Origin of the sequence: Sphaerospermopsis kisseleviana CS-549 (genome assembly GCF_028329225.1) — a bacterium.
Taxonomy (GTDB): domain Bacteria; phylum Cyanobacteriota; class Cyanobacteriia; order Cyanobacteriales; family Nostocaceae; genus Sphaerospermopsis; species Sphaerospermopsis kisseleviana.
Genome location: NZ_JAQMTI010000012.1, coordinates 1 through 10,953 on the forward strand (window position 1 = coordinate 1; position 10,953 = coordinate 10,953).

The 10,953-nt window shown below is 37.7% G+C and carries 10 protein-coding genes; 5 read left to right on the forward strand and 5 right to left on the reverse strand.

Annotation, left to right across the window (positions count from 1 at the left end; genetic code table 11):
• Positions 1-251: 251 nt before the first annotated feature.
• Positions 252-986 (reverse strand): 16S rRNA (uracil(1498)-N(3))-methyltransferase, encoded by a 735-nt coding sequence (locus tag PN497_RS00590; RefSeq protein ID WP_096571554.1) that lies wholly within the window; start codon positions 984-986, stop codon positions 252-254.
• A 113-nt stretch (positions 987-1,099) separates the two neighbouring features.
• Here PN497_RS00590 and PN497_RS00595 point away from each other — a divergent pair, with 113 nt between their 5' ends.
• Positions 1,100-1,816 (forward strand): carbonic anhydrase, encoded by a 717-nt coding sequence (locus tag PN497_RS00595; RefSeq protein ID WP_096572813.1) that lies wholly within the window; start codon positions 1,100-1,102, stop codon positions 1,814-1,816.
• A gap of 112 nt (positions 1,817-1,928) precedes the next feature.
• On the opposite strand, the gene PN497_RS00600 is transcribed toward PN497_RS00595, so the two are convergent.
• Positions 1,929-2,510, reverse strand: coding sequence for a thioredoxin family protein (locus tag PN497_RS00600; protein ID WP_096572812.1), 582 nt, complete (start codon positions 2,508-2,510; stop codon positions 1,929-1,931).
• 140 nt (positions 2,511-2,650) lie between these two features.
• Entirely contained in the window at positions 2,651-2,866 is a 216-nt protein-coding gene (locus PN497_RS00605) for a chlorophyll a/b-binding protein (protein WP_096571552.1), read from the reverse strand.
• A 172-nt stretch (positions 2,867-3,038) separates the two neighbouring features.
• Here PN497_RS00605 and PN497_RS00610 point away from each other — a divergent pair, with 172 nt between their 5' ends.
• The 4 genes from PN497_RS00610 to PN497_RS00625 all read left to right on the forward strand — a co-directional run bounded on the left by PN497_RS00610 (position 3,039) and on the right by PN497_RS00625 (position 6,748).
• A complete protein-coding gene (locus PN497_RS00610; protein WP_096571550.1) occupies positions 3,039-4,532 on the forward strand; it encodes a thymidylate synthase in 1,494 nt (497 codons plus the stop codon).
• Positions 4,533-4,604: 72 nt separating this feature from the next.
• A complete protein-coding gene (locus PN497_RS00615) occupies positions 4,605-5,453 on the forward strand; it encodes a dCTP deaminase/dUTPase family protein (protein WP_096571548.1) in 849 nt (282 codons plus the stop codon).
• Positions 5,454-5,677: 224 nt separating this feature from the next.
• Entirely contained in the window at positions 5,678-6,103 is a 426-nt protein-coding gene (locus PN497_RS00620; protein ID WP_096571546.1) for a nucleoside 2-deoxyribosyltransferase, read from the forward strand.
• Positions 6,104-6,160: 57 nt separating this feature from the next.
• Positions 6,161-6,748: a deoxycytidylate deaminase gene (locus PN497_RS00625; protein WP_096571544.1), complete on the forward strand. Its 588-nt coding sequence runs from the start codon at positions 6,161-6,163 to the stop codon at positions 6,746-6,748.
• Positions 6,749-6,975: 227 nt separating this feature from the next.
• Here the strand turns inward: PN497_RS00625 and PN497_RS00630 are convergent, their stop codons facing one another.
• Complete coding sequence (locus PN497_RS00630) at positions 6,976-9,975, reverse strand: CHAT domain-containing protein (RefSeq protein WP_272109280.1); 3,000 nt, start codon at positions 9,973-9,975, stop codon at positions 6,976-6,978.
• A gap of 89 nt (positions 9,976-10,064) precedes the next feature.
• Positions 10,065-10,739 carry a hypothetical protein gene (locus tag PN497_RS00635; RefSeq protein WP_096572110.1) on the reverse strand — a complete coding sequence of 225 codons (675 nt, stop codon included), beginning with the start codon at positions 10,737-10,739 and terminating at the stop codon, positions 10,065-10,067.
• Positions 10,740-10,953 lie beyond the last annotated feature (214 nt).

Consider the following 10,953-nt stretch of genomic DNA (forward strand, 5'->3'; position numbering starts at 1 on the left):
CTAGAGCGTCGATTCAGTAATGCTAGGTAATCTGTTTTTACCTTGTAGGGGCGAAGCATTCGGACAGAATATCAATGGTTTTAGCGATAGGTTATCACCCGAATGCTTCGCCCTGACGATTAATGAATCGGTGTTCTAGAAGTAAAGACGCAAACAGCGTTATCTTTATCTTGGTGCGTGAGATATATCATTTATACCCACATTCCGCAAATTACATTCACTTCTGAATAATTATCACAAAGTATTGCGGTTTATGCCTCACAAGCAGCCGTAATCAAGGATAATGCTACAATTGGGGCAGTGACAGCGCGGAGAATACGACAACCCAGGGAAACAGGCTGAAATTTTGCTTTTATAGCCATTTCAATTTCCTTATCTGTCCATCCTCCTTCTGGTCCTGTGGCAATGACAATTTCATCTATCTTTTCACCTACAATTTCACCTATATTTTCACCAGAGAGATTATTTAGCACTTGTGTTAAATGTGGATAATTTCCCCGCGCTTCACAAATATAACGCTGATTTGCTGTACTTGCATTTACAGCAGTGCTAAAAGCTACAGGTTCTAAAATGGTAGGGACAAAAGCACGCTCTGACTGTTCCGCTGCTTCAGCAGCTATGCGTCGCCAACGTTCTAATTTTTGGGGACTGGGGTTGATGAGGGTGCGATCGCTCAAAACTGGTACAATACAAGTTACACCTAACTCAGTACAACAACGGACAACATCATCAAAACCATTTCCTTTTGGTAAAGCTACCATCAAAGTTATAGATACAGGTAACTCTGTTTTCACTTCCAGTAATTCTAAAATCTCTCCTGTTTCTCCTTTTAAATGGGTTAACCACCATTTACCCATACCATCCATTGCGATAAATTTATCTCCATCTTGTAATCGCAAAACTCGCAATAAATAATGTTGTTGTTGGGGTGTTAATAAAATTTTTGTCTCTTGAATTTGGGAAATTTGAATTGTGATCCTTTGCATTTTGAATTATATTTTGTTGAGGTATAGATTTTAGTAGAATGAAACTAAGCTGGAAAATAAAAAACCTTTTGTTTGTAAATATTATAGTAATTGTAGTATTTTTAATAGGATTAATGGCTATATTTCCTACACCAGTCATAGCTGAGGAAAATACACCAGACTGGAGTTATGCAGGTGCAGCAAATCCTACTCACTGGGGAGAAATAAGTCCTGAGTTTGCGCTTTGTAAACTAGGGAAAAATCAATCTCCCATCAATATAAATCATGCAGTAGAAGGAACTCCTATTAAAATAGAGTTTAACTATCAACCCACACCTTTATTAGTTGTTAATAATGGTCATACTGTCCAAGTCAATTACAACCCAGGTAGCACTATAAAAATTAACGATGAGGAATATGAACTCATCCAGTTTCATTTTCATACACCTAGCGAACATACTATTAATAATAAAGCATCTGCTCTGGAAATGCACTTGGTACACCGCAATGTTAAAAACCAATTAGCAGTTGTGGGAGTGATGATGAATCAAGGTTCAGCTAATCCCTTAATTAATCAGATTTGGCAGCATATTCCCGCAGTGGGAAAAATCAATGACATTGAAAATTATACGATTAACGCTGCCAATTTACTACCTAAAAATAAAGATTTTTTCAGTTATATCGGTTCACTAACTACACCACCATGCAGCGAAAATGTCAAATGGAATGTACTAACAGAAACAACTCAAATTTCTGAAGAACAAATTGCAGCTTTCCAAAAATTATATCAAGTAAATGCTCGTCCAGTACAACCAATAAACACTAGAAAAATAGAATTTCACCCCTCATAGGTTAGTTATTATTTGTGGATTTTTAGGGTTAATAATTCAGGAGTCAGGCGGGAAATTCCCACCTGTTCAGAAATCAGAATGTGTGAATAATCTGGAGATGATTAAAATTTTCTTAACCAAAGTAATTAGGTTCGTTCCCTGGTTTCCATTTAATATTGCAACCCACACTGGGAATTTGTTCACTGGTGACAGCTTGATCAACTAAAACGGCTTCAATTGCTGCGCGTAAATCTGCACCTGTTACTGGTTTATTATTACTAGGACGGCTATCATCTAATTGTCCGCGATAAACTAATTTTCTTTCTTGATCAAATAGGAAAAAATCAGGTGTACAAGCTGCTGTGTAAGCTTGTGCTGTTTCCTGGGTTTCGTCGTAGCACAAAGGAAACTTAAATCCCAACTCTGTGGACATTTCTTTTAAGGATTCAGGTGCATCATTTGGGTAGTTTTGAGCATCGTTAGCACTAATAGCAACTATTCCCAAATTACTATTCAAGTAATCTTTTCCTAAATTGGCTAATTCTGTTTGGATATGCTTCACAAATGGACAATGCCGACAAATAAACATCACTAATAATGCTTTTTTATCTGCAAAATTAGCCAGTGAAATATTTTCTCCAGATACTACTTCTGGTAGATGAAATTCTGGCGCTTTAGTACCTAGAGGTAACATTGTTGAAGCAGTTAAAACCATAGATTCCCCTTTGCTTAATGCTAACAACATACCATAAATTTTTTGCCCACATTCCCAAATTAAAAAGACGAGAATTTTCCCGTCTCTCTAGTTTATCAATTGTTATGTAAGCTGTTATGTAAGCAGATTTTAATTATTTTCTACAGGCTTTTTAAAATTCCGATAACACCGTGTCCTGTGAATACTTCTAAGGCTATCAGAGAAATGAAACCAATCATAGCTAAACGACCATTGAGTAATTCTGCATAAGGTGTAAAACCTGTGCGATCGCCTTGTTCGTCTATATATACTTTTGGTTCAACTGCAAAGTTATTCATTTTGCCTTGATCATCAATCATAGAACCGTTTGTAGTCATTATGTTATCTCCTTAACTTTTCTCTATGTTAAGAACTGTAACAGATAAATTAATTTTTGTAAAGGTCGAAATTACTCCTCAAGTCATAAAAAGATAAAATTTATAATTCCATCAATAAATAGATTCACGATGTGATATAATAAATTGCTATTTTTTGAGCTTGAGCTAGAAGATGACAGAAATAGGTCATGCAACTCAATTTCGGTATGCAGCACAGCACAAACCCAACCAGTTAATTTATGGAAATGGGCAAACAGCAGTAATTACAGGTTGGACAGTAAAGCAAGCGATCGCCAAACACCTGCAACCGTCAGAATATGCCGTCATAGGGCAGTTATATTCACCTACTAGGGGTATAAATCTGCTAATTCGCAATTTGTTATTGAATCCTCATGTTTGTTATTTGGTTGTCCTCAACGCTACCAAAGAAGATCAAAATGCAGGTGCGTCTCAATGCTTACTGGACTTTTTTCGCAATGGTGTTGAAAAAAATGTCAGCGATACAGGGCGCACATCTTGGTTAATTCGTTCTACTATTCCCGGATATATTGATATAGATATTGATATAAATGCTTTAGAAAAATTGCGTCATGCTGTAGAAGTGGAAGAAGAGAAATCTATTTCCGAAGCAGTTGAAAAAATTAAATATTATGCCCAAAAACCAACCATTGCACCTTGGGGAATACCGTTAGAATTTCCTATGTCCACCGTCGAACCCAAGGTTTTACCAGGGACACGCTATGGACACAGAATAGAAGGTAAAACTATAGCTGAAACTTGGGTAAAAATCATCCATCGCATTAAAACCACAGGCACAATTAGACCCACAGGTTATGATGGCAAATGGCAAGAATTAATAGATTTAACGGCAGTTGTCACCGATGAACCAGAGGATTTTTATTTTCCTGAACCTAATTATTTACCAATTGATAGAAGTTTTTTAGAAGAATATGTTTCGCAAATTTTAGATGATGCACCCTATAGGGAAGGTGTGAAATATACTTATGGTCAGCGTTTGCGTTCTTGGTTTGGGAAAGATCAAATTGAACAGGTGATTCAGAAATTAATTGGAGAAATTGATGCTGCTAGTGCAGTAATGACTTTATGGGATGTGAAAGATCATGAAAAAGGTGGTAGTCCTTGTTTAAATCATATTTGGTTACGGGTTGTAGATAATGAATTATCATTAACTGCGACTCTCAGAAGTAATGATATGTTCGCTGCTTGGCCTGCAAATGCAATGGGTTTAAGGGCTTTACAAAAACATATTAGAGATGAAATTGCTGGACGTTCTGAATATGATTTGAAAATGGGACCATTAATAACTCTCAGTCAGTCGGCGCATATATATGATGATACTTGGAGTAATGCAGAAGAACTTATTAAAAAACAATATGTAGCTATTTGCAGAAAATTAGATTATGCTGACCCCGCAGGAAATTTTTTAATAGAAATAGCAGATGATGAAATAGTTGTCACACATACAACCCCTGGTAGTGGGGAAATAGTGGGTTGTTATTCTGGTAAAAATGCTTTGAAATTAGTCAGAGAAATTTGCGCCGCTTCCCCTGCAATACGTCCAGATCATGCTGCATATTTGGGGATAGAATTGCAAAAAGCCGCAAACTGTATTAAAATTGACAAGCCTTATGTTCAAGATCAATAAACGCTAACAAGCAACCATGTTGGCAACAATTTTAGAAAATTCTCATGCTGTCTAAAGGTCAGGGAGTATTTCATGTCTGTTTTGAGTTATCAAGATATTATTAGGGAGCTTGGTAAAGGTATACTTTTTCATCCTCTTAAACCAGGTAGTATAAAGGCTTGTGAATTATGTCTAACAGCTAGTGAATATGCTTATGCAATTGGATTACAGCAACGCTTGCCTATTGAAACGGAATCAAATCCAGATAACCCCAGCGAAAAACAGAAGTTTTTCTACATACCACCAAGAGATACTGCTCTAGTTTGGACTGATGAGGCAGTCGAACTCAGTAATCAATTTCGAGGACCACTTTATTCTGTGGTTAAGCTTGTATCGGAAGGTTTAGGACACATTGGCACAAGAGTAAATCCTAATTGGTCAGGTGTTCTTTGTATAGCCCTTCATAATCTTTCAGACAAAGAAGTCCGAATTAATGTCAGAGACGTTGAAAATCCAATTGCCCATTTAGCTATTGAAAAATTAAGTTCCAAGTCCCAAAATGTTACCCATCGATCAAGTGATGCAAGACTTGATGTACTCATTGGAAGACCTAATGCCCAAGAAATCAATGACTATTTTGCCCAAAAACAAAATACTTGGATGAAGCGTGATTCAGATTTACTGAGAAAACTCATGGTTGAATCAGATGAGTATAAAAAACTTAAAAAAGGTGTTAAAGACACATTACTAGGTTTTCTAGGTTCAGATCAACAAACTCGGTGGTCAGCAATAGGATCTATAGCCGGCGCTTTGGGAATTATTATTTCATTAATTGCTTTGTTCAAATCTTCTGATTCGTCTACTTTAAATCCAAAAACAGATACGACTCCTCAGAGACAAGCAAATCCAAATAAAACAATATCTCCAGGATCAAATAGATGATTACACTATATTTTTATGCACAAAGATATTTATATTTAAAGCTCATATTTTTGTAATAAAACTAAAATTTGTTGTTTCAAAATTGAAAGAGATATATAGCGTTTCTCAGTCTCATGAGGTACACCCTAACTTATTTACTGTTCCCTGTTCCCTAAGACTAAAAAACTCTGTACCTCACTAGCTTGGTAAATGCTATAACTTGTAATGCAAGGTGACTAGGAAAAATGCACAAAGTATATATATCTGGTGCGCTGACTGACGTAGAAAATCCAATAGAAACTAAAGCACTATATGAAAAAATAGGTTCTGTTTGTGAAGAAATCGGTCTTCAGCCTTATGTACCGCACTTACACACTGATCCAGTAAATAATCCCGATATTACTCCTCGTGAAGTGTTCGATAAAGATAAGCATCAGGTGAGTATATCAGACTTGGTTATTGCTTACCTTGGTTCGCTTTCTTTTGGTGTAGGAATGGAATTAGCTTATGCAGAGAGTAAAAAAATTCCTATCATTCTTTTGTACGAAACAGGTAAGCGGATATCAAGATTTCCTCGCGGTATTCCCACTGTTATTGCTGAAATACAGTTTAATGGCTGTGAAGATGCTTTAATTCAATTAAAAAACTTTTTATTCAATTGGAAGCCATAGCATTTAAGATTTTGATTGTCAGCAAAGCAGAATAGTAAAGTTTGAAATTAAAACACCATGCAAGATTTTTGCTCATCTGAAGAATACCATCAAAGACCAACATGGGATGAATACTTCCTGATGTTGGCCAAACTAGCAGCGACTCGATCAACTTGTCTTGCTTTTCCCGTGGGTGCTGTAATTGTTAAAAACAAGCAAGTAGTAGCCACAGGTTACAATGGTTCCCCATCCGGTTCAGCCCATTGTACAACTCAAGGATATTGCTATCCAGGTTTAAGTAGTTGTGATGCCAGTAAAATTCTACCATCCAGGGCTGTACACGCGGAAGCAAATGCCATCGCCCAAGCCGCAAAGTATGGTATATCTACAGAAGGTGCTAGTATATATGTAACATTAGAACCTTGTTTGTCTTGTTTAAAGCTAATTATATCTGCTGGCATTAAAGAAGTATTTTATGAAACTTCCTTTAATAGTGGAGAGAAAGCTTTAGTGAGAGATTCCTTTATTAAAGAAGGTTTGGTAAAAATTAAGCAGGTTCAGCTTTCTGAAGTTATAGCCCAAAAAGCAGCATCATTTTTGCTATCCTCCACATCTGTGAGTAATTTGGGTATTGAGTTTAAATCACAAAAATATAGTCAAACATAGTCAAATATAATCATTTGTGTTATGGTGCAGCATCCTCAAGAAAATATTTTCTCATCCAAGGACTATGAATCATGTATCCTTAGTTAGGGTTTGCTGAAAAAGTCCCTTCGTTGAGGCAGGGAATAGGGAATAGGGAATAGTTTTAGCTATCTGTTATCCCCAGATTTTCTAATTTATCAGACCCAAAATGCCCAGTTTTTAAGGTAATGTGTAATTTTAAGATCCATTCAATTACATCCAGCAATGATAAATCCCGCCCAATAGTAAGGATGATTATAAGGCTGTTGTTGAGGTGATAATTGGCGATGTTTATCAATTTGCATCGTGACAAAATCCCTCAATTTCAACTCTTCTGGTTGCAGATTATTGAGTAAATTTTCATACCCTGTGATCAGTTCTGCAACAGTTATTTCTTTTAGCCAAGTTGTAGCTTCCGCTAAAGCAGTAACTGGAGAGTGATGAAAAAGTAATCTGCTGTAAAACTCTATAATGACTAAAGCATTAGCAGATGATTCCACATTCCAAAGTGTACTCAATACATAAGGAACACCACTATTTAACAACCCAGTTGTTAAACCCACATATTCACTGCTGATATTTTGAATATTATGACTAACATTTTCAGCATTAGTGAGAGTAAACAGATTGTAATTACTAAAAGTCTGTTGACTAATTTCTGATAAAGTCAGTTTATCTTCATCTGCTAAAACTAAAGCTGATTTTGCAACTTCACTTAAATTGTTAACCGCATGACCAGTAAAATGCAAGATGTTATAATCTGCGGCTAGGGCATTTTCTAAATTATCTTTTGTCGCTTGTGAACCCTGGATGTGTTGGGAATTATCAAACATCTGTCTCACCACTGCTGCTGCAAAGTCAACAAATTGTATTTCTTGCTGTATTTCCTCATTAACTACTGGTTTGATATTTTCCACACTTAGGAATTTTTGCTGTTGCCAATTTGATAACCCATTGGTGTTTAAATCCAAACCCGTTTGAATACTAGGGAGATAATGGATAGTGTAATTTACATCTGGTTGTGCAAGAGAGAAAAGGACATGAAGAGGCAATTTGTGTAAATCCCGATGGGGAATTAAAATTAGATTGGTAATTCCTTCCAGTTCCTGAATAATGGTGGGAATATTGAGGATATTCCGCAAATTTAATAATCTGCCTTCCATATCCACGCACCAGGAATTTTCCAGGGGATTTTCTAAGTTTTGATTTTGGCAATATTCTTGATATTCTTTTTGCCAAAAGTCTAGCCAGCTTTCAAATTCTACTAACCTTTTTACTGCTTCTGGTATGACTTCTACCTCTTGGATAGGTGTTAATAAAAGTAGCGGTGATGGGGCATCATATTTAATAATAAAGGTGTGTAAAGCAACCGGGCTAAGATGCCAGTAAATAACCGCAGTTTGCGGATTGAGTAGTTGTTGAATCCCTTGATAGTTGAGGGAATAAATTTCATTACTCCCACCAGAAAGCTGTAGTTTTAAACAGGTATTTTTGCCATGTTCAGCAATTTCCCAAGCTTCTACTAAATCACCTGCATTTACCGCTAAATCAACTCCTAATTGTATGAAACCTGCAAATTTCAAAGCGAGTTGTTTTTTGTTTTGTTCCGAGCAGGTGCTTTGATTTAGTAATTGTTGTAATAAATCTAGACCTTGTTTTTGTAATTCCTGTGCTGTTTCTGTTTCCCCTAAAGCAACAAACACTTTGGTTACAGCTTGCAATACTTCTAGATGCAATTCTGCAAAATCTTCATAAGTGAGTGTTAATAGTGCTTGTTGATACTCAGTTAACGCTTGCTGCCAATAGTAGCGGGGTGAAGGTTGTTTTTTGCCGTGTTCGTAGTGGGTGTTACCCAGTGCTAAATGCAGTCTTCCCCAACCTTCTGGGTGGGTATCAGGGCGGAGATGTTTTAACCCTTCTTCATAAGTGGCTATTTTGCCCTCATAACCTCCCTGATTGAGGGTAGGATGAGATTTCGCTATGCTACTGGGTAAACTCAGAGATGCTTTGTTATTAACCACATTCCCCACGGCTAAGGCGCGACCAAGCCAAGCTTCCCAATAGTCGAGTTTAATTTCTAAGGCGCTGTCATAGCAAGAAATAGCTTCTGTAAGTCTTCCCAAGTAAAACAAAGCTACAGCTTGATTATACCAAGCGAGGTGAAAATCAGGTTTAATGGTGATGGCTTGTTGATAGGATTCAATAGATTCTTCGCGTCTGCCTAAGTTTTCTAAGGCGATGCCCCGGTTATACCAAGCTAAGTAAAAATCAGATTGAATAGCTAATGCTTCGTCCCAGGATTCAATTGCTTCTGACCAACGTTTGAGGTTAAATAGCACCACACCCCGGTCAATCCACACTTCATGATAGTCTGGTTGAATTTTTAAAGCTTGGTCATAAGAAGCGATCGCCTCTTCAAACTGCTCACCTACCCCCAAAGCAACTCCTCGGTAATACCAAGTTTCCTGATCTTGGGGTTGTAATTTCAAAGCCTGATCATAACTAGAAATAGCTTCCCAAATCAGACCTAATTTGAGCAAGGCTAAACCCCGACTAGCCCAAGCTTCTTGGTATTCAGACTTAAACTCTATAGCTTGATCAAAAGAAGCGATCGCCCCATCAAAATCACCCAACTCTCCTAAAGCACTACCCCGGTTGTACCAAGCTTTAGAGAAATCAGATTTGAGACTAATTGCTTGGTCATAAGCAGCGATCGCTTCTTCAAACCTTACTGGTGATGTGGTTGCCACCGCTGCGGGTTGTGGAGTTTTTTGTAGATTTTGCGGTAAGTTTTGGGCTAAGAACTCACGGCTTAACAACTGGATGCCAATTTCCGATGCCAGTTCTCCAACTTTGCCGATGTTGAGTTCACCCAGTTGTACCATTCGCGTTGCGATCTTACTATTGGGCGCTGGTGAAGAAAGCAACTTTTCAGCAAATATCAGCAACCAATCGATCCAACGCTCAACAGTGATCCGGGGTTCCATTCGCTGCAAATACTTCAGCGCCCATTGTTGTCCCCGCGCTTGATGTACACCTTCAAGCAACTCATTAAACAATACTTCCAGATCCACGTTGGTTAATTCTGGTAGAGACTTTTCTACCATAGACACCTCATCGCCGTTGAACTCATGAGTTCGACGAATGCCAAAGGGGTACTTGAATAAGTTGTTAAGCCACTGCAATAGCCACCTGAGCATTTGCCACATTCTTGGATTTTCTTTCTCCTAGATTGTAGCTATCCTTGTGTCAAAAAAATCATTTAATTACCTAATATTGTCATCATATTGTCATCAATTCATTCAGGAATGGGTTGATCTGACTTTTCCGATCCAGCAGATTCACCCATTGTCTGAGATTTATTTATGAGTACCTGAATAATTTGTTGTGGGTCATCACTTTCAATAGCGAAATCTTGTACAATTTGCTGACGTAAGATGTCATTTTCCTGCAAAATCACCAATAATTCATCCCAAGTCACAGTTTGGTATTCTTCCTCTGGAAAATTCTCCTCAGAGACAGTTGGACTGACAGCATCAAGTCCATCATATTCCCAAATAGGTTCTGCTTGGGTGCGTGTCAGCAATTGCATACCAATATTGTATGCCAGGTCGCCAACTTCACCAACCTCCAACTCACCCAACTGTACTAACCGTGCCGCTAATTCATTATGAGGTTTAGTAGATGCTAATAATCTCTCTCCAAAGTGATTTAGCCAATCTAGCCATTGTTGAGTGCTGACACGATGTTCAATTTTATGTAACCAGTTTTGCGCCCAAGCCTGGCCTCTAGCTTGATGAACTCCTGCTAACAGTTCTGTAAACAGAAATTCTAGATCCGTATCACTCAGAGGTGGTGCGGTTGTTTTCTCAATATTCTGCTGTACTGGTTTAGGACTATGTTTCCTAGCAAACAAACCCTGAAACAATTTTTTGAGCCACTGAATTACCCGCTTGAGCATCTGCTGCACCATTGATTGTTACCTGCTATATAAAACCTAGACAAAGCTAGACTTTACTTTCTACTTCAACGGGAGCATGGGAGCAGTTATCCCTCAGTAGACTTGCACGCCTTAGCCAGACGCGATATTTCTCAAGTTAAGATTTACAAGAAAGACTACCGCTATCATTGCTTGGTTTTCGCGTTGGCAATAGTCTTAATTCAATACTTGATATCGTAGGATTATA